The organism is Parabacteroides faecis (genome assembly GCF_014647375.1).
Lineage (GTDB): Bacteria > Bacteroidota > Bacteroidia > Bacteroidales > Tannerellaceae > Parabacteroides > Parabacteroides faecis.
Map to the genome: position 1 here is coordinate 337564 of NZ_BMPB01000008.1, position 20449 is coordinate 358012.

The 20449-nt window shown below is 42.6% G+C and carries 17 protein-coding genes; 2 read left to right on the top strand and 15 right to left on the bottom strand.

Features of this window, described 5'->3' with window-relative positions:
- Window positions 1-28: 28 nt before the first annotated feature.
- The 15 genes from IEY67_RS13785 to rfbA all read right to left on the bottom strand — a co-directional run bounded on the left by IEY67_RS13785 (window position 29) and on the right by rfbA (window position 17351).
- Window positions 29-2203: a beta-N-acetylhexosaminidase gene (locus IEY67_RS13785; RefSeq protein ID WP_183671739.1), complete on the bottom strand. Its 2175-nt coding sequence runs from the start codon at window positions 2201-2203 to the stop codon at window positions 29-31.
- A 455-nt stretch (window positions 2204-2658) separates the two neighbouring features.
- Complete coding sequence (gene rplT, locus IEY67_RS13790) at window positions 2659-3003, bottom strand: 50S ribosomal protein L20 (protein WP_005635321.1); 345 nt, start codon at window positions 3001-3003, stop codon at window positions 2659-2661.
- A gap of 106 nt (window positions 3004-3109) precedes the next feature.
- On the bottom strand, window positions 3110-3307 hold the full coding sequence (gene rpmI, locus IEY67_RS13795; protein ID WP_122351339.1) for a 50S ribosomal protein L35: 198 nt from the start codon (window positions 3305-3307) through the stop codon (window positions 3110-3112).
- A gap of 51 nt (window positions 3308-3358) precedes the next feature.
- Window positions 3359-4006 (bottom strand): translation initiation factor IF-3, encoded by a 648-nt coding sequence (gene infC / locus IEY67_RS13800; protein ID WP_122351340.1) that lies wholly within the window; start codon window positions 4004-4006, stop codon window positions 3359-3361.
- Window positions 4007-4039: 33 nt separating this feature from the next.
- Window positions 4040-5995, bottom strand: a complete 1956-nt coding sequence (gene thrS, locus IEY67_RS13805) for a threonine--tRNA ligase (RefSeq protein ID WP_122351341.1) — start codon at window positions 5993-5995, stop codon at window positions 4040-4042.
- 154 nt (window positions 5996-6149) lie between these two features.
- The gene (locus IEY67_RS13810; protein ID WP_183671715.1) at window positions 6150-8276 is read right to left on the bottom strand and encodes a tetratricopeptide repeat protein; all 2127 of its coding nucleotides are present in this window, start codon (window positions 8274-8276) and stop codon (window positions 6150-6152) included.
- Window positions 8277-8518: 242 nt separating this feature from the next.
- Window positions 8519-8845, bottom strand: a complete 327-nt coding sequence (locus IEY67_RS13815) for an acyl-CoA carboxylase biotin carboxyl carrier protein subunit (protein ID WP_122351343.1) — start codon at window positions 8843-8845, stop codon at window positions 8519-8521.
- 28 nt (window positions 8846-8873) lie between these two features.
- On the bottom strand, window positions 8874-10421 hold the full coding sequence (locus tag IEY67_RS13820) for an acyl-CoA carboxylase subunit beta (RefSeq protein WP_183671716.1): 1548 nt from the start codon (window positions 10419-10421) through the stop codon (window positions 8874-8876).
- Window positions 10422-10440: 19 nt separating this feature from the next.
- Window positions 10441-10998: a peptide deformylase gene (gene def, locus IEY67_RS13825; protein ID WP_122351345.1), complete on the bottom strand. Its 558-nt coding sequence runs from the start codon at window positions 10996-10998 to the stop codon at window positions 10441-10443.
- 3 nt (window positions 10999-11001) lie between these two features.
- Entirely contained in the window at window positions 11002-11424 is a 423-nt protein-coding gene (ruvX, locus tag IEY67_RS13830) for a Holliday junction resolvase RuvX (RefSeq protein WP_122351346.1), read from the bottom strand.
- 69 nt (window positions 11425-11493) lie between these two features.
- Window positions 11494-12891 carry an undecaprenyl-phosphate glucose phosphotransferase gene (locus IEY67_RS13835; RefSeq protein ID WP_122373287.1) on the bottom strand — a complete coding sequence of 466 codons (1398 nt, stop codon included), beginning with the start codon at window positions 12889-12891 and terminating at the stop codon, window positions 11494-11496.
- A 100-nt stretch (window positions 12892-12991) separates the two neighbouring features.
- Window positions 12992-14128 (bottom strand): OmpA family protein, encoded by a 1137-nt coding sequence (locus tag IEY67_RS13840; protein ID WP_183671717.1) that lies wholly within the window; start codon window positions 14126-14128, stop codon window positions 12992-12994.
- Window positions 14129-14240: 112 nt separating this feature from the next.
- Entirely contained in the window at window positions 14241-15392 is a 1152-nt protein-coding gene (gene gmd, locus IEY67_RS13845; protein WP_122373288.1) for a GDP-mannose 4,6-dehydratase, read from the bottom strand.
- Window positions 15393-15405: 13 nt separating this feature from the next.
- Window positions 15406-16479, bottom strand: a complete 1074-nt coding sequence (locus tag IEY67_RS13850; RefSeq protein WP_183671718.1) for a GDP-L-fucose synthase family protein — start codon at window positions 16477-16479, stop codon at window positions 15406-15408.
- Window positions 16476-17351, bottom strand: coding sequence for a glucose-1-phosphate thymidylyltransferase RfbA (gene rfbA, locus IEY67_RS13855; protein ID WP_122351350.1), 876 nt, complete (start codon window positions 17349-17351; stop codon window positions 16476-16478). Before rfbA ends, IEY67_RS13850 begins: the two co-directional genes overlap by 4 nt.
- A gap of 211 nt (window positions 17352-17562) precedes the next feature.
- Between rfbA and IEY67_RS13860 the strand changes: the two genes are divergently transcribed.
- Window positions 17563-18135, top strand: coding sequence for an HdeD family acid-resistance protein (locus IEY67_RS13860; protein ID WP_122351351.1), 573 nt, complete (start codon window positions 17563-17565; stop codon window positions 18133-18135).
- Window positions 18136-18443: 308 nt separating this feature from the next.
- Window positions 18444-20441 carry an OPT family oligopeptide transporter gene (locus IEY67_RS13865; RefSeq protein WP_122351352.1) on the top strand — a complete coding sequence of 666 codons (1998 nt, stop codon included), beginning with the start codon at window positions 18444-18446 and terminating at the stop codon, window positions 20439-20441.
- Window positions 20442-20449 lie beyond the last annotated feature (8 nt).

Genomic DNA, 20449 nt, shown 5'->3' on the forward strand with positions numbered 1-20449 from the left:
TTTACTAATGGAAATAGCAAAGTGAATCCTACCAAACAACAATCTCATCGACAAAAATAAACCCTTTGTTGGCTTCGTCAGCCTTCAAGCGAACGTAACGGGCTTTCCAGTCTCCCTGGAAGAGATATTCCTGGAAAGAGAGGTCTGCATCTTTATTGGAGATAGTTGTCGGGATAATTCCCTGAGAGGTGAAGTTTGTACCGTCTTCCGAGGTCAGCAGCTCGACACTGGCCGGTTGGTAAACACCCGGACCGATCAACTGCATAAAGCGAGCCGATACTTTGTGTATGTCGGTCACTTCTTCCATATCGATCACACAATCGAGATCGTTCAGATATCCCTGCCAGCGGCCATCCAGATAAGTCAGTCCACCACGGTATCCGTCGATCAGGGCATTCATACCTCCCGCCATATAGCCGGGATACAACTTACTATTATAATGTATAGACTTATTGATCGCACGATGATAATCGACTTTCTTTTCCGTCGGTGCTCCCTGCAACTGACCGTTTCTGAAAATAGCAGCTTTGACATAAGCAGAATCTTTTACCACAATCACGCCATCATAAAGGGCGGAAGAAGCAGTCGGAACAGTCCCGTCTGTCGTATAACGGATCTCTGCCGGATATTTCTCTGCATCCAGGAATACTTCTATCTGTTTCTTTACTGTATCGACAGACATGGTAACTTCCAGTTCGTCGGAAAGGGTAAAGGTGTTTATACCCATCTGCTGCAATTTTGAAATATGAGCGTTCATACGAGGTTTGAAGTCATTCCACTCACGCTTTTCCTGAGGAGTCCAGCCAATCTCGGCAACAGCAAGCGCACGCGGGAACATCATATATTCCAGATGTTTCTCATTCGTGATATATTCTGTCCAGGTATTCGCCTGTACACCTATAATATGTTTACTTTCTTCTGCAGTCAATGAATCGACCGGAACCGGGTTATAGCTATATACTTTCTTGATCGGGGTATATCCGCCGATAGCATAAGGCTGTGTCTTCGGATCAGCCTGATAGAAATCCAAATACATATAATTGCCCGGTGTCATAACCACATCGTGTCCCATACGGGCAGATTTAATTCCACCGCTTTCACCACGCCAGGACATAACGGTAGCTTCCGGAGCAAGACCTCCTTCGAGGATCTCATCCCAACCGATCAACTTACGGCCTTTAGAGATCAGATGTTCTTCCGCTTTATGGATCATATAACTCTGCAGTTCATCCACACTCTTCATGCCATTCTTTTTCATCAAAGCCTGACATTTAGAACAGGTCTTCCAAGCTCCTTTACCGGCTTCATCTCCTCCCGCATGAATATATTCGGAAGGGAAAAGTTCGATCACTTCATCCAGCACATCTTCCATAAAGGTAAACGACTTCGGGTTGCCTATGCAGAAATCACCATTCTTATAAAGCTGACCGGAACAACTTAACTCCGGATAGGCAAACAATACTTCTTCCGAGTGACCAGGAAATTCGATCTCCGGTATTACATTTATATGTTTAGAGGCTGCATAAGCAACGATCTCACGTATATCATCTTTCGTATAATAACCGCCATAAGCACCCGGAGTGCCTTCGGGAAGATATTTACGATCCTTTCCATCCCACCATTTCCGCCAGTCGGATTCTGTCCGGAAAGCCGTCTCTGTTGTCAGTTTAGGATATTTATCCATCTGTATACGCCAGCCACCGGCATCCGTAAGATGGAAATGCAGATTATTCAGTTTGTAGAAAGACATCACATCCAGCAGTTTGAACACTTCTTCTTTCGGAAAGAAGTGGCGGGACACATCCAAATGCAATCCACGGTACTTGAGACGAGGTTCGTCCTGTATGGATACATAAGGGAAGCCCTGTGGAGTAAATAATTGTCGGAGAGTCTGCTCACCATAGAAGAGGCCCGTTTCTGTAGCCGCTTTCAAGTCGATACCTTTGTCATTAACTGTAAGCTGATATCCTTCCGGATTTCCTCCCAATGACTTATCGACAACAAAATGAACATTTGCAGGTTTTTCCGTAGAGAAGACCGCAGCACTGTCTGCCTTGAAAAAACCATCGGCCACAGTGAATTGTGCCGGTAACGGGATTAGATTCAACTGCACTGTTTCCTTCGGAGAACAGGCTACAAGGAACAACGAACATGCTACGGTAATCCCAGCCATCGTCATGCGCGATTGTTTTGGCAATAACATCATAATTTATTTTTTGTGTATTTATTCTTGGTGCGGTAAATATACAAAGAAAAAGGGAAAATCCCGTAAGAGATTTTCCCTTTATATGAGAAGAAAGCCGCACCCTAGATATGAACAAACTCCGTATGACAGGATTTGAGTGCTTTGCCACCTTTGTAATCCGCTGTGCGATGCATCCCCGAAGGGTGCGGCCCGCCATTAGCGACAAGAGCTGTGTCTCGGAATTAAAATAAACTGATGAGTTTCCCAATCGAACAAGTGCGGCTAACTCATTTTTCTTATTACAAAGATATGTAAAGCCTTTGAATCTTCCAAACAAAATGTCAACAATTTCCCCTTAAATAATGAATAAAAAAGTGAAGTCGCAGTGTTTCAGAAGGTATGAATTGTAAAAAGCTAACAAAAAAAGGGTCCCGTTATCGGAACCCTTCCCCTATTGACATTTATATATCAATTTACTTTACTTTCGCTACGATTGCTTTGAAAGCTTCCGGATGGTTCATTGCCAAGTCGGCCAACACTTTACGGTTGATCTCGATACCTGCAGCATGCAAAGCTCCCATCAAACGAGAGTAAGACATACCTTCCAGACGAGCGGCAGCATTGATACGCTGGATCCACAATGCGCGGAAGTTACGTTTCTTGTTACGACGGTCACGGAATGCATAAGTCAAACCTTTTTCCCAGGTATTTTTTGCTACGGTCCACACATTCTTACGTGCACCATAATAACCTCTGGTAAGTTTTAAAATCCGTTTTCTTTTTGCTCTTGAAGCAACATGATTTACTGATCTAGGCATAATTCTAATCTGTTTTGAATGTTAGCGTCATCCTTTATGATGATCTTACTTGCTAAATACATTCGGTTAATAAAAATCTTTGTAAAACTCGCTTAATTTAAGAAGATTACTTCATGCCAAGCATTAGCTTAACACTTCTTACATCAACAGTAGCAACAAGGCCGGTATGAGTAAGATTTCTCTTAGCTTTTTTAGTCTTCTTCGTCAAAATATGACTTTTAAAAGCGTGTTTTCTTTTGATCTTTCCTGTTCCGGTAAGGGCGAACCTCTTTTTGGCACCGGAATTAGTCTTCATCTTAGGCATTTTCCAATTTGTTTTAATTATTAAACTTGACACCCTCTAACGGGCGGTTTTTTATTCTTTGTTTCCCTCTGCGTCAGACTCTGTCCTCGGCTTCAAGGTTATAACTTTCTTAGCCACAGGCTTTGCAGGTCCGGCAGATGCAGCAGGTTTCGGAGTAGCAGTAGCAGCAGGTGCGCCTGCCTTTTTCGGTGTCAACATGATGATCATGCGTTTACCTTCCAATACCGGCAACTGTTCGACTTTACCGTAGTCTTCCAGGTCATTAGCAAAACGAAGTAACAAAACTTCTCCCTGCTCTTTGAAAAGAATGGAACGTCCTTTAAAGAACACATATGCTTTAACCTTAGCTCCTTCTTCCAGAAATCCTTTGGCATGTTTCAATTTAAAGTTATAATCATGATCATCAGTCTGAGGTCCGAAACGAATCTCCTTCACTACAACTTTAACTGACTTCGCTTTCTGCTCTTTCTGTCGTTTTTTCTGCTGATAGAGGAATTTCTGGTAATCGGTTACTCTACAAACGGGGGGCGCAGCATTGGGTGAAATCTCAACCAGGTCCAATCCCATATCTTCAGCCATTTTTAAAGCTTGCGATGTCGGGTATACGCCCTGTTCTACATTGTCACCTACTAGACGAACTTCACGAACACGAATACGTTCGTTAATTCTATACTGTTCTTTCAGATTGTCATTCTTCATTCAAAAAGATTTATTCTCCTCGTTATTAGTTATTTATTTATTACTTTTTTGCCAACGATTCATCATGTCCTCTACTTCATCGTTCAAAAGCGCTGCAAAGGTAGCAATTTTCATCGAACCTTTATCACCTTCGCCCTGTTTTCTTACAGAAACTTCATTATTTTCTGCTTCTTTTTCTCCAACGATGAGCATGTAAGGAATACGTTTCAATTCATTGTCACGAATTTTACGGCCAATTTTCTCGTTTCTGTCGTCTACCAGTACACGAATATCCTGTTCTTCCAGTTGACGAGCGATATTCCATGCATATTCATTGAATTTTTCACTGATAGGCATGATACATACCTGATCCGGAGTCAACCACAACGGGAACTTACCGCCTGTATGTTCGATCAGCACAGCAACGAAACGCTCCATTGAGCCGAACGGTGCACGGTGGATCATTACGGGACGATGCTTTTTATTGTCTTCGCCTGTATATTCCAGTTCAAAACGTTCCGGCAGGTTATAGTCTACCTGGATTGTTCCGAGCTGCCAGCGACGGCCGATAGCATCTTTCACCATAAAGTCAAGTTTCGGACCATAGAAAGCGGCTTCACCGTATTCGATCTTTGCTTTCAGGCCTTTTTCCTGACAGGCTTCGATGATGGCGGTTTCTGCTTTTTCCCAGTTATCTTCCGAACCGATATATTTATCTCTGTTTACTTTATCACGTAAAGAAATCTGAGCTTCGAAGTTTTCAAAGTCAAGTGCCTTAAAGATGATAAAGATAATATCCATTACTTTCAGGAATTCGTCTTTCAGCTGATCCGGACGACAGAATAAGTGAGCGTCATCCTGAGTAAAGCCACGAACCCTTGTCAAACCGTGCAACTCACCGCTCTGTTCATAACGATATACAGTACCGAACTCTGCGAAACGTAAAGGCAGGTCTTTATATGAACGCGGGAATGACTTGAAGATCTCACAGTGGTGAGGGCAGTTCATCGGTTTCAACAGAAATTCTTCACCTTCCTGCGGAGTATGGATCGGTTGGAATGAATCCTTGCCGTATTTTGCATAGTGACCTGATGTCACATACAACTGCTTTGCACCGATATGCGGAGTCATCACCTGTTGGTAACCGTATTTCTTCTGAATACGTTTCAGGAAGTCTTCCAGTTTCAAACGTAACTGAGTACCGCGGGGTAACCATAAAGGCAAGCCTGCTCCTACTGCAGTAGAGAATGTAAATAATTCCAGTTCCTTACCGATCTTACGGTGGTCACGTTTTTTGGCTTCTTCCAATAACGCCAGGTATTCATCCAGCATTTTCTTTTTCGGGAAAGTAATACCATACAAACGAACCAACTGTTTACGTTTTTCATCACCACGCCAGTATGCACCAGCCACGCTCAGAATTTTAACAGCTTTCAGGTAAGATGTGTTAGGCAAGTGCGGTCCACGGCACAGGTCAGTAAAAGAGCCCTGTGTATAGGTGGTTATTTTACCGTCTTCCAGTTCGCTGATCAACTCAGTCTTATATTCTTCACCTCTGTCACCAAACATTTTCATAGCGTCTGCTTTGGAAATGTCCTGACGTTTGATTTCTTCTTTCTTTGCTACCAGTTCAAGCATTTTTGCTTCAATAGCTGCAAAATCACCTTCTTTGATTGTAGCTTCACCCGGATCTACATCATAGTAGAATCCATTTTCAATAGCCGGACCGATACCGAACTTGATACCAGGATAAAGTTCCTGCAGGGCTTCTGCCATCAGGTGGGCACTCGAGTGCCAGAATGCATGTTTACCTTCTTCGTCGTCCCACTTCAGCAGATTCACTGTCGAATCCTGCATAATAGGGCGAGACAGGTCCCATGTTTCTCCGTTCACACTTGCGGCCAAAACTTCCTGAGCCAAACGGGAACTGATACTTTCTGCGATCTGCATTGCAGTAGTTCCTTCAGCGTATTCTCTTACGGAATTATCCGGAAATGTAATCTTTATCATAATCTGTTCTCTATAATTCTTTAATTAGCATGCAAATTTAGCATTCTTTTTCGTAAAATGATATTTTTAGTCTAAAAGATATATGCTTTAAACCCAAAACAGACATGTTTTGTTGGAAAACATGTCTGTTTTGATTCAAAAAAACTGATTCATATCAATTGCTTGTCATACGTTTGATGATACTGTAAGCATTAATAATACCCAGCTCACCGGCTTTACTTAGGTCGGCAATTCCCTGATTGGCATCACCCAAAGACAAGCGTGCCAGCCCACGATTAAAATAGGCTTCTGCAAAATCGGGATCACGCTTGACTGCTTCGTCATAATCCTGTATGGCAGCCCGGAAATCACGCTGTACGCAACGCAGGTTTCCACGGTTGAAGTAAGCATATACGAAACCGGGATTCAGACGGATTACCATGTCATAATCGCGTGTGATCATTTCGTGTTCGTAAGCTCTCTTTTTATCCTTTACCTCTGCCGATGCCACATCGGATGAAGTTTTAGGTGCCGGGGCCTGTCCCATCTTGAAGTTCATACTATTCATAGACATAGACAAATCATCGGTACTGGATACCTGTGACATATTATAAACCAACTGTTTGTAACGCACCACCGCACGGTTGAAATAAGCCATGGTATAGGTTGGATCGAGTTCCACTACTTTATTGAAGTCTTTAATCGCTTCGGTAAAATCCTGTACCAACATATAGTCGACAGCACGTCCAAACCATGCATCAGCGTTATTCGGCTGAGTTTCTATTTTAGCTGAATAGTCATTTATGGATGCAAAGTGCACCGCAATCTGATCTTCCGTAAGAGCTGCTTCTTCGTTAGTGATACGCAACTTACGGGACAAAACCATGCGGGCATTATATTCCTCGATCATCTTATCATAATAGACGATCTTCTTGACCGGATCGATCTTTTCATAATAAGTCAGGACGAACTGAGGTTCCAGGTCTACACGCACATTACGATCCTGCACACGTCCACGCACATCGCTTTGATATTTATTTCTGCGCTCTTCATCCTTATCATATACCACCAAACGGTTAAATTTGCTGATGTTTTTATCTGACTTTTCACGCGTATTCTCCTCTTTACTGTCCGGAGAGGTGGCATCATTCCCCTGCCCCGTCGTATTATTGGAAGCCATAGCGTTGCCGGTCTGACCGGAAGCATTCCCTTTCTTACTATTATTTTCCATTTCGATAGCGGTCCAGTAATCGCGGTCGGCACCGACCTGATCATTCATCTTACGCTTCGCTTCCGAACGGCTGTAATAGCCCGGGGTAAAGTTCGGATATTGTCCCAGGACAACATCGAAGTCGCGGACAGCACCCCGATAATCACCGGTTTCAAAACGTAAAAGAGCACGGTTATAGTAAGCCATATAGTTATCCGGTTCTTGTTGGATAACCACATCGAAATCTTCGATAGCACGGTTGTTGTCACCAACCTGGTAACGAAGCAATCCACGGTTAAAACGGGCGATGAGATTATTTTTATCCATGCTGATTACCTGGTCGTAATCGTCCATTGCACCGCGAAGGTCGTTCTTCTGATAACGAACCAAACCACGATTTATATAATAACCGCTTTCACGCGTATTCAAACGGATGGCTTCATTCAGGTCTGCCAGAGCTCCGTCGAGGTCGTTGGTCTGGTAGAGCAATATAGCACGGTTACCATAAGAAGGTGCATAATATGGATCCATTTCAATCGCCTTATTATAATCGGCAAGCGCTTTCACCGTATCTCCCTTTTCACTGTACATCGCACCACGGGTCAGATAATTCATAGAATATTTAGGATGCGCTCTCATCAGCACATCGAATGTCTTCTCCGCATCATTATAGTCTTTTCGCTGAATATTGGCAACAGCCTTATTGACAAGCATCTGACGATCGTCAGGCTTGAATTCAAGTCCTTTATCATAATCGGCAATCGCTTCCACATATTTTTCCTGGCTCTGGCGGGCAATACCGCGGGCATAATAAGCTTGCACCAAAAAGGGATTCCGCTCAAGACATAACGTACAATCTTCTTCGGCCCCTTTGTAATCATCCAGATTGATTTTCGCGACAGCACGATAAAAATAGGGTTCCGCAATCCAGGGCTTCGCTTTGATTACCTGGTTAAAATACTGTATGGACAGCACGTAATCTTCAAAATATAAAGCATTACGCCCAATTGCCAGCACACGATCCGTATTGATCTGGGCCGACATCGCCAACGAAAATGCGATAAACATCAGAAAAAGGAATATTTTTTTCATCAGATTGCCTTAAGTGTTAAAAAGAGGTGTGTCGAAAGGTTTCAACGGACTTTTCGACACCCCTCCTTGTTCAGCGAACAAAAATAAGCAATTCGGATGAATGTTAAAACGGTTCTTGGTAAAATTATCCTCAACAAATCGTAATCTAGTCAAAAAACATAAACCGGACATAAAAAAGGTTGCGTTACAAAGTGCAGAACACCTCTAACGCAACCTTTCTCTACATTTATATATAGCCGGTTTTACTTCGGCTGTATTTTTGCCATCAAATGATCTTTTGTGATCTTGTCACCTTCCTTTACGCCCAACTCGGTAATCACCCCGGATACCGGAGCAACGATCCGGTTGTACATCTTCATCGCCTGATGGATGAGAAGCAACTGGCCGGCTTCAACTTCCTGACCCTGCTCCACATAAATCTTCACGATGGTTCCCGGGAGGTTGGAAATCACATCACCAACGAAGGGCTTATGCCACATCTTACGGTTCTTATATTTCTCTGTCAGCAGCGTTTTGTACTTACGGGCGGTAACTACAAAATCTACATATTCATTTTCTTTATTTTCCATATTTCAAAAAGTATATGTACGGATTTAATTAGAACGGAGGGATTCCGTGCTTTTTGGCCGGTCTGCATTCCTCTTTCAAAACAGAAAGTTTCAGAGCGTGAAGCAACAGCGCACGTGTTTCTTTCGGCTCGATAACAGAATCAATAAATCCTTTTGAAGCTGCCACATAAGGATTAGCGAACTTCTCGATATACTCTTTTACTTTTTCCTGACGCATTGCATTCTGGTCTTCAGCTTCCATAATTTCCTTACGGAAAATAATGTTTGCTGCACCTTCCGGTCCCATCACGGCAATCTCCGCACTCGGCCATGCAAACATAAAGTCAGCACCCAGGTGACGTGAGTTCATCGCGATATAACCACCACCGTAAGCCTTACGCAGGATCACAGTAATCTTAGGTACAGTTGCTTCAGAATAAGCATACAGAACTTTTGCTCCGTGACGGATCACACCGGCATGTTCCTGGTCTACGCCCGGCAGATAACCCGGCATATCTTCCAATGTAATAATAGGAATATTGAATGAATCGCAGAAACGGATGAAACGTGCGGCTTTATCAGCACTATCGCAATCCAGTACGCCTGCCAGTACCATCGGTTGGTTAGCTACGAAACCTACTGTTTCACCAGCCATACGACCGAAACCGACCACGATATTGGCGGCCCACAGTTCCTGAACTTCCAGGAAATCGGAGTCGTCGACGATGCATTTAACGACATCACGTACATCATACGGCTGTTTAGGATCAGCTGGAACAACTTCTTCGATGTTCAACATAGCTGTCGGCTCTTTCGGTTCAGTAGTCTTGGCACGCTGCTGATTGTTCCAGGGGATAAAGCTTACCAGACGTTTAACCTGTTCGAAACATTCCTGTTCGCTCAATGCATAGAAGTGAGCGTTACCTGTTGTTTCTGCATGAACACGGGCACCACCCAGATCCTCCATAGAGATATCTTCACCCAAAACAGTTTTGATCACATTCGGACCGGTGATAAACATCTTGGAGATGTTTTCTACCACGAATACGAAGTCGGTCAAAGCCGGAGAATAAACTGCACCACCGGCACACGGTCCCAGGATCAATGAGATCTGAGGGATAACACCTGATGCAATCGTATTTCTATAGAATATTTCTCCATATCCGGCCAAAGCGCCAACACCTTCCTGAATACGTGCACCACCAGAGTCATTGATACCGATTATCGGGCATTTCATCTTCAGTGCATGATCCATGATCTTTGTGATCTTACGGGCATGTTGCAAACCTAATGAACCACCGGCAACAGTAAAGTCCTGTGCATAGATACATACCGGAGCACCGAAAATAGTACCCGTACCTGTAACCACACCATCACCCGGAAAGTCTTTCTTATCCATTCCGAAATCACGGCCATCATGCTTTACAAACAAATCGTACTCATGAAAAGAGTTTTTGTCCAGCAAGGAAAGAATACGATCACGGGCAGTCAGTTTACCCATTGCGATCTGCTTTTCGATAGCAGCCTCGCCTCCCCCCATCTCTACGACGGCTTTCTTCTCCCTGAGGGCCTGAATGTTTTTACTTAAATCTGTCATATTATTTAATAGATTTTTATTATTTACCGACAGCTTTTGCTCTGTATGAACAACGAGCGGTCCCTTTAATAATACTATTTAGTTTTCCTTTATTCAATTGACGACGGATAGCCGACACATTATCAATGAACACATGACCTTCCAGATGCTCACATTCATGCTGTACAACACGTGCAGCAAAACCATCCACGACTTCATCATGTTCCACCCAATTTTCATCCATATATTTCACACGGATCTTACTGGCACGGGATACCTTTTCATGTACGCCCGGAAGGCTCAGACAGCCTTCTTCCATAGCTATTTCTTCTTCACTGCGTTCAACAATGTCCGGATTGATCATTGCACGCTTGAAACCTTTACATTCAGGAAAATCATCTCCCATCACATCTGCATCGATTACGAGCAAACGGATCGACAGACCAACCTGGGGAGCGGCCAAGCCTACTCCATCGGCATTGTACATCGTGTCGAACATATTTGTTACTAACTGCTTTAATTCCGGATAATCTTTTGGTACTTCTTCAGCCTCTTTTCTTAATACGGGCTGTCCATATAAATATACTGGTAAAATCATAAACTATAACTGATATTTTTTATTTTCCAAATATGATTGTAGGATAATAACTGCACTGATTTCATCAACAAGACCTTTATCCTGTCTTTTTTTCTTCTTCAGACCTCCATCCAGCATTGCCTTATGTGCCAGGACAGATGTAAAACGTTCGTCGTAATACTCAACCGGAACGCCCGGTATTGTCCGTTTCAGATGTGTAACGAAAGCTTCTACATACTTCATATTCTCCGAAGGTTCATTATTCATCTGTTTCGGCAAGCCGACCACAAACAAATCAACCGGTTCTTTTGAAACATAAACAGACAACCAGGGGACAAGCTCACCGCTCGGCACTGTCGTCAACCCATTTGCAATCATTTGCAAGGTGTCTGTAACCGCTAATCCGGTCCGTTTCCGACCATAATCAATTGCTAGTATCCTTCCCATCGGCTGCAAAGATAACACAAATATGCATTTATATTACACAAATACGCAAAAAGTGTGCAGCTTATAAGTTTAATAGGCATTCTTTTCACCTTTCGACATATTCAAAACCGTCACCACAATGATCTTCAGATCCAGGAAAAAGGACCAATTCTCAATGTACCACACATCTCTTTTCACACGACCTTCCATTTGCTCCAGAGTCTTTGTTTCTCCCCGGTAACCGGTTACTTGCGCCCAGCCTGTAACACCAGGCTTCACCAAATGACGCACCATATATTTATCGATAAGCGCCGAATATTGCTCGGTATGTTTCAGCATATGAGGACGGGGACCGACTACTGACATGTCTCCTTTCAACACATTGATAAATTGAGGAAATTCATCCAGATTCGTGCGGCGCAGAAAATCTCCGATCCTCGTTTTACGGGGATCGTCTTTTACCGCCTGCAATTTATCTGCATCCGAATTAACCCTCATAGTACGGAATTTATAACATTCAAATTCTTGTCCATACAAACCGGTTCGTTTTTGTTTAAAAAGGACGGGGCCCGGAGACGTTATTTTTATCAATGTCCCGACAATTACATAAAGTATCGGGTAAATTGTCAAGAGAATTCCCAAGGAGAAGACAATATCAAAAGACCTCTTCAACGCCCGATTATAGGCTGCTTGCAACGGTTCACGGCGTACGGCTAATAATGGTATTGACTCCATTATTTCCATAACGAGACTCTTCTTGATATTTCGATAGAATTCGGGCACAATATAGAAACGGATCATATGCTTTTCAGCAAAATTCATTATCCGCAATATCTTCTCATCCTGTGTTCCCGGCAATGTACAATATATTTCATCGATATCGTTAGCTTCCACATACTCCTCCACTTCATGCGTCATACCCAAATAATTCGGCAACACACTCTGCAAAGACAAATTATCATCAAAAAATCCCATGATACTGAAACCATAGGAAAGATCATTTTTCATGACCCGATATAACTCCATCCCATTTTTACCGGCTCCTACAATAATAATTCTTTTGAAATTATGGCCTTTTCTACGATACATCTTCAACGTGACACGAACAAAAACACGCCAAAGAGCAAAAATGACAACCGTTATTATATAATAAATCAACAGAAATGTAGCCAAAGCGTCACCTATATTCAGAAATATGAGGCAGGTTGCAAACAGAAATACTAATATAGAAACTAAAGCAAAAGCACGCTGAACAATTTTATCAATAAAGACTACAGCCACATGCAATTGCATGGGGACAAAATATAAAGCAAAGAAGTAACAAAAATTTAATAAGAGAACAACCTCTCTTAAGCTATTAGATAGTGCCTTTGTATAAAAATCCCCTAATCCATAAAAAACAGCAAAGAACAACAGATTTAATACTAACAAATCTCCTATTCCTATCAGCCACTGGATAAGGTAACCATGTTTCTTGTCGAATTCCATAACTGTGTTCTAAAATTCTACAAAAGTAATCAATATTCTGTGCAAAAAAAAGGCTGCACAACATAATGTGCAGCCTTTTTCAGGATATAATCGAAATAAATTATTCGTTAGCAGACATAATAACAACACGGTTCCAGTTGTTTTCGCTATACGGTTGTTCATCAGAACCTCTCCATTCGATAGAAATCTGATTAGAGTTAACGCCGTATTTTTCGATCAATTCTTTAGCAACGGCTTTAGCACGTTTTTCAGAAAGACCCATATTATATTTAGATGTACCTGTGTTCTTATCAGCAAAACCAATAACCTTGATAGGTGCATTGTTAGATTTCATGAATTCAGCAGTATTGTAAATATTGATCTGCTGGTTCTTGTCAATCTTAGAACTGTTCAAACGGAAGTAAACTACATTGTCTACATAGTTATTTACAACATTAGTTACAACTTCTTCGCATTCAGGACAAGATTCTGGACGTTTGCTCAATTCATCGTTAGCTGCACGCAGAGAGTTGATCTGATTGTTCAGGTCATTCAACAAAGCGTAATCCATCGGTTCCAAAACTTCGAAATCAGTTTTACCCAGTTTGAAAGTCAAACCTGCACTCAACTGTGCGATACCGTCTGTCAAGTGATACATGCTAACACGGTTGAACTGTTCATTCAACAAAGAACCCTGAACTTCCACGTTCAAATCAACACGTTTGCTCAAACGGAAAGCAGTAAGAATACCGGCATTCAACGTCGGAGATTCTGTTCTTGCACGGCCTTGATTTTCGAAACGCTGTGCATAACCGAAACCTACCCAAGGAATCAAACGGAATACTCTTTTTTCATTATAAACTCCCCAGAAATTGGTAACATCCCACAACAAATCTACATGAGCTGCTGCATATTTATTATGCTGCATGAACTCCGCATTGTCGCCTTCAAATCCGTGTAAAATACCACCGTTCAACTGAGCACGGAAAGCCAGATACGGATTGAACCACTTACCAAATGAGAACTGCGGAGCAAAATTCAGACGGTTTCCAAAATCTGCTTTATTATTTTGGTCACCCAACAACATACTTGCACCACCGGCAACAGAAATAAACCAGTTGTCGCCAGCTTTGTTTTTCTTGAAATTTGTCTTATAACCTTTTTCAGTACTAAAACCAACTTGTGGTTTAAATTCCTGTGCTGACACAGAGAAAACAAAACCTGACAACAAAGCTAAAAGTAATACTTTAGTCTTCATATTCATCAACTTTTTAATTAAACAATCAATTACCTTAAATAACGCTCAAATTTAGAGCAAAATTAACTCTTTTTTTAACTAAAACAAATTAAATCTATGTTTTGTTCTTAATTTATTCAAAATAATTCAGAATTTTATATCCTCCTTCTCGCAGGTAGGACTCTTTTTTCATCAGTTTTATATCATTCTGCATCATATCCTGAATAAGAGCATCAAGGGTGTATTTGGGTTCCCATCCCAAACGGGTACGGGCCTTTGTAGCATCCCCAATAAGCAAATCCACCTCGGTCGGACGGAAGTATTGAGGATCGATTCCCACAACTTCCTCACCTATCCGTTCTTTAAAACGTTCGAGATAAGCCTCACCTACTTTCTCTATAAACATTTTTTCGTCAATATAGTTTAATACTGCGACCTCATTAACATTTTCTCCTTTGAAAATAATTTCTACACCTATTTCATTAAAGGCTTTACGGATAAAATCACGAATAGTCGTCGTTATTCCGGTAGCTATTACATAATCAGACGGTTCATCCTGCTGAAGAATGGCATACATCGCACGAACATAATCCTTAGCATGCCCCCAGTCTCGTTTGGAAGATAAATTTCCCATATAAACTTTTTCCTGCATACCCAAAGCGATACGCGAAACAGCACGAGTCACTTTACGGGTAACAAAAGTTTCCCCGCGAAGCGGAGATTCATGGTTAAACAAAATCCCGTTGGACGCATGCATCTTATAGGCTTCCCGGTAATTGACCGTAATCCAGTAACCATACAATTTAGCTACTGCATAAGGACTTCTGGGATAAAAAGGAGTTGTTTCTTTCTGAGGCACTTCCTGAACCAATCCGTACAATTCGGATGTTGAAGCCTGATAAATACGGGTTTTAGGGATCAGGTTCAAGAGCCGTACGGCTTCCAGGATACGCAAAACCCCGAGCCCATCGGCATTAGCAGTATATTCCGGTGTATCAAAACTAACTTTCACATGGCTCATAGCCGCCAGATTATATATTTCATCAGGTTGTACCTCACCTATTATACGAGTCAGATTCAGGCTATCGGTCAGATCACCATAATGGAGAATCAGATTCCGGTTCTCTACATGAGGATCCTGATACAGATGGTCGATACGATCCGTATTAAACATAGAGGAACGACGTTTGATGCCATGTACTGTATATCCTTTTTTGACAAGATATTCCGCCAAATAAGCTCCATCCTGCCCCGTTATGCCTGTTATTAAAGCAACTTTACTCATTATACTAAGTTTATTATTGTTTGTTTAAATACCAATTATATAAAATTTCCACACCATCGGCTATCTCTATTTGATGATGCCATCCCAAAGCATGCAGTTTACTTACATCTGTCAATTTTCGCAATGTTCCGTCGGGTTTGGATGCGTCAAAAGCGAGTTCACCCTGAAAACCGATCTTATCCTGAATCAGTTTTGCAACTTCCTTGATGGATAATTCTTTACCCGTACCTATATTTATATGGGTATTGCGCACTTCATTGCCTTCCGGACGCACATCAGAAAAATTAATATGTTCCATAATGTATACTGAAGCATCGGCCATTTCTTCGCTCCACAAGAATTCACGAAGCGGCTTCCCTGTTCCCCAAAGTTGTACTTTTCCTTGAAAAATACCATATTTCCCAAGAACAGCCAGAATATCCTTCTCCGGAGCATCACCCGAGATTCCTTCTACCGGACGCGCATTCAAATCCTTTCGCAAAGCATCCCAATTATTTGAATGAAGACATTTGGCTAGATGAATTTTGCGAATCATAGCCGGAAGTACATGAGAAGTTTCCAGATTGAAATTATCGTTCGGACCATACAGGTTGGTTGGCATCACGGCAATATAATTCGTGCCATATTGCAGATTATAACTTTCGCACATCTTTATACCTGCAATCTTTGCTATGGCATAAGGTTCGTTGGTATATTCCAGCGGAGAGGTCAGCAAACAATCCTCAGGCATCGGCTGCGGAGCTTCGCGAGGATAAATACAAGTACTTCCCAGAAACAGCAATTTCTTTACATTATTAATATAAGAAGCATGGATCACATTATTCTGTATCATCAGATTGATATAAATAAAATCTGCACGATACAAGCTATTTGCCATGATTCCTCCCACATGGGCGGCCGACAAGAATACATATTCCGGTTTCTCGGTTGCAAAGAACTCATTCACCGCACACTGGTCTGTCAAATCCAGTTCGGCATGGGTACGCAAAATAAAGTTTGTATATCCTTTCTGCTTCAGGTTTTTCAGGATAGCCGATCCAACCAGCCCCCGATGTCCTGCTACAAATATTTTGCTGTCCTTATTCATTCCTTTACTAATTTCAATAAATACTGACCATATTGATTTTTAATCATTGGAGTGGCCACTTCTTTTAGTTTTCCGTCATCTATCCAACCTTTCCGGTAAGCAATTTCTTCCAGGCAGGCCACTTTCAAGCCCTGACGCTTCTCTATCACTTCCACAAAGGTCGAAGCTTCCGACAAAGAATCGTGTGTACCGGTGTCGAGCCAGGCAAAACCACGTCCTAACAACTGGACTTTCAGTTCCCCGTCTTTAAGGAACTCCTGATTCACAGTCGTGATCTCCAATTCTCCGCGTGCCGAGGGCTTAATCTGCGTTGCCACCTCAACCACTTTATTCGGATAAAAATAGAGTCCGACAACAGCATAATTCGACTTAGGAGACTGAGGTTTTTCTTCAATACTCAGCACATTCCCTTCTTTATCGAATTCGGCTACACCATAGCGTTCCGGATCGTTGACGTAGTAACCGAACACAGTTGCTTTTTGTTCGTTCTCCACATTGTTAACGGCCTCTTTTAACATAGCCGTAAAACTTTGTCCATAAAAGATATTGTCGCCCAACACCAGGCAAACCGAATCATTTCCAATAAATTTATTCCCTATAATAAAAGCTTGTGCCAGCCCGTCGGGTGAGGGTTGTTCGGCATACTCGAAATGCACACCATAATCCGAACCGTCCCCCAGCAGTCGACGGAATCCCGGCAGATCCTGCGGGGTCGAAATAATCAATATCTCCCGTATCCCGGCCAACATCAGGACAGAGATAGGGTAATAGATCATCGGTTTGTCATAAATCGGCAATAATTGCTTAGATACACCTTTTGTAATCGGATACAAACGGGTTCCGGAACCTCCGGCCAATACAATTCCTTTCATTAGGTTCAGACTTTTTAATTATTAAAATAGAGTACAAATGTATACAAAATATTCGATTTGTCCTTATTCGACAAAGACCTCTTTCCGATGTGTTTAAAGGGAAGAAGACAATTTAAGAGAGAACTGACCATAATGTATATAAAAGAAGATTTTTACAACCTTTCATTCCTGCCTTTTGTTACAGTAGAAATAATTTTAATAACAAATTGATATGAACACATTTGACGAAAGAATTAGTTCCGCCGTAAAAAACTGGTGGGTTTCACTTCTACTGGGATTATTATATATCCTGATTGCAATATGCCTGATGTTCACGCCGATGGCTAGTTACGTTGCATTAAGTATTTTATTCAGCGTTGCCATGTTTGTGAGCGGAACACTTGAAATCCTTTTTGCCGTATCCAACCGGAAACATATTTCCAGCTGGGGCTGGTATCTGGCCGGTGGTATCATCGACCTCATACTGGGTATTTACCTGATGGCAAGCCCTGGGCTGAGCATGACCGTCCTTCCGTTTATCCTCGCATTCTGGTTAATGTTCAGAGGTTTCTCTTCTACAGGTTATGCAATGGATCTGAAACGGTTCGGAACCGGAAACTGGGGTTGGTATATGGCTTTCGGAATTCTGGCTATTATCTGTAGCATCGCCATTATCTGGCAGCCGGGATTAGGAGTCTTTACACTCGTTTATATGATCGCTTACGCGCTGCTTATCATCGGTATCTTCCGCGTAATGCTTTCTTTTGAACTGAGAAGCCTGCATAAGAAAAACGAAAAAGAATAATTTCATCATTTCCCCAGGAGGACACTGTAGTTTCCTCCGGAAGAAATTCTGGTTCCCTGCGGAGGAAATTGCAATTCCCTCCGCAGGGAATTACAGTTTCCTTACCCGGGAATTACGAGGAAACTGTAATAAATTCATAATCAACCGATAAAAGGAATACGCCACACACACTGCTTTCATATAAACCTCGAGCCCTCCATTCTTACCACCCTAATCATTGTTCTATAAAAAAAATAACGTAGTTTTGTAACGCTATAGATACAGAAAAACACATTTGAGATTAAATCTAACTAAAAATAATAGTCACCGTGAAGAAGGAAGATGAAGAAAAGGTAAGCGGGCTACCGGAAAATGCCTACAGAGAACTCAAAGAAGGAGAAGTATATAACCCTATCATGTCACCCAATAAACAGTACAAAGAAGTGACACCCTGGTCTGTGTTTTGGGGACTTGTGATGGCCGTGATATTCAGTGCGGCTGCAGCTTATCTGGGACTGAAAGTCGGACAGGTCTTTGAAGCAGCCATCCCGATCGCTATCATTGCCGTCGGACTGTCGAGCGGCTTTAAACGAAAAAATGCATTAGGGGAAAATGTTATTATCCAGTCTATCGGAGCTTGTAGTGGCGTGATCGTAGCCGGAGCGATCTTTACCCTTCCTGCTTTATATATCCTGCAGGATAAATATCCGGAAATCACCATCAACTTTTTTGAAGTATTTATGAGCTCGCTGTTGGGTGGTATCCTCGGCATTCTGTTGTTGATTCCTTTCCGGAAATATTTTGTTTCGGACATGCACGGTAAATACCCGTTCCCGGAAGCTACAGCAACGACACAAGTGCTCGTTTCAGGTGAAAAAGGCGGAAGCCAGGCCAAGCCGCTTATCCTGGCCGGACTGATCGGAGGTTTATATGATTTTATCATCGCCACATTCGGATGGTGGAGCGAAACGATAAGTACACGGATCGTCAGTGCCGGTGAAATGCTGGCGGACAAGGCTAAAGTCGTTCTGAAAGTAAATACAGGTGCAGCCGTACTGGGGTTAGGTTATATTATCGGTTTAAAATATTCAATGATTATCTGTGCCGGTTCATTCCTGGTTTGGTTGGTGATCATTCCGTTGATGTCCGCCTTTTTCGGTGCAGATGTACTGACACTAGGCAACGACGCGATCACCGCAACAGTCGGAAGCATGAGTGCAGAACAGATATTTACCACTTATGCCCGCCATATCGGTATCGGGGGTATTGCTACAGCCGGAGTAATCGGTATTATCAATTCCTGGGGAATTATCCGCGGAGCCGTGGGATTGGCAGCCAAAGAACTGAAAGGGAAAAATACGGAAGCCGACACAGAAACGGTACGCACACAAAAAGATTTATCCATGAAGATCATCTCGATCGGTATCTTTGCGACACTGATCGTTACCTATTTGTTCTTCCATTTCGGTGTGCTGGATAACTGGTATTATGCCCTGATCGGTCTGTTGATCGTCGGGATCATCGCTTTTCTGTTCACAACCGTTGCCGCCAATGCGATTGCGATTGTCGGAACCAATCCGGTATCTGGTATGACATTGATGACACTGATCTTATCGTCGATCATTCTGGTTGCTGCCGGACTGAAAGGAACAGCCGGTATGGTCTCGGCTCTGATCATCGGAGGTGTTGTATGTACGGCACTTTCTATGGCGGGAGGCTTCATTACCGACCTGAAAATCGGTTACTGGCTCGGGAGTACACCGGCAAAACAACAAACCTGGAAATTCCTCGGTACACTGGTTTCTGCTGCAACCGTTGGCGGTGTTATCCTTATCCTGAACCAGACATACGGGTTTACCACCGGGCAACTGGCAGCTCCGCAGGCAAATGCAATGGCAGCTGTTATCGAACCTCTGATGAGTGGTTCGGGAGCCCCCTGGATACTGTACGGAATCGGAGCCGTATTGGCTATCATCCTGAATTTCTGCAAAATCCCGGCATTGGCTTTCGCATTAGGTATGTTCATTCCGATGGAATTGAATACCCCCTTGTTGATCGGTGGTGCTATCAGCTGGTATGTTGGAAGCCGCAGCAAAGACAAGGCATTGAATACTGCCCGTCTTGAAAAGGGTACATTGCTTGCTTCCGGATTCATTGCCGGTGGAGCTTTAATGGGTGTTGTCAGCGCAGCATTGCGTTTCGGTGGCATTAACCTGGTAAATGAAAAATGGCTGGAAGGAAACTTTGCCGAGCCTTTAGCTGTTCTTATGTATATTGCATTAATGGCTTATCTGGCGATAAGCTCGATGAAAGCGAAAAAAGAATAATATAAACA